The 389-nt window shown below is 33.4% G+C and carries 1 protein-coding gene; it reads right to left on the bottom strand.

The annotated features are described in order from the left end of the window. The coding region (locus BAU23_RS17850) for an MSCRAMM family protein (protein WP_131802511.1) at positions 1 to 389 on the bottom strand (389 nt) is incomplete at both ends.

Genomic DNA, 389 nt, shown 5'->3' with positions numbered 1-389 from the left:
TTTTTATATCCTGGTAAGCTTTCTACCTCTACTAGCTTATATTTCCCTACTGATAAATCTGAAATTGTCGCTTTTCCATCTTTATCTGTTGTTACTTTTGTTACTACTTTATCTTTTTCATCTTGCACTTCGAAAGTTACGCCCGCTAATTTTGCGCCACTTTCTTTGTCCACTTTTGTAATTTCTACTGAACCTTTGTCTAATAGTTCATTCTCTACTTTCAATGATAAAACTTTCGTCATACCTTTTGTAATTTCGAATGATACTGGTTCTGTTAGTTTTTTGTAGCCTGGTAAGCCTGCTTTTTCTACTAATTTGTACTTTCCTACAGATAAGTCTGAGACTTTTGCTTTTCCATCTTTATCTGTCGTTACTTCTGTTACTACTTT

Source organism: Bacillus nitratireducens, from assembly GCF_001884135.1.
Classification (GTDB): domain Bacteria; phylum Bacillota; class Bacilli; order Bacillales; family Bacillaceae_G; genus Bacillus_A; species Bacillus_A nitratireducens.
Note: the sequence above shows the minus strand (reverse complement) of the source record. Positions and strands in the feature narration are given on the sequence as shown.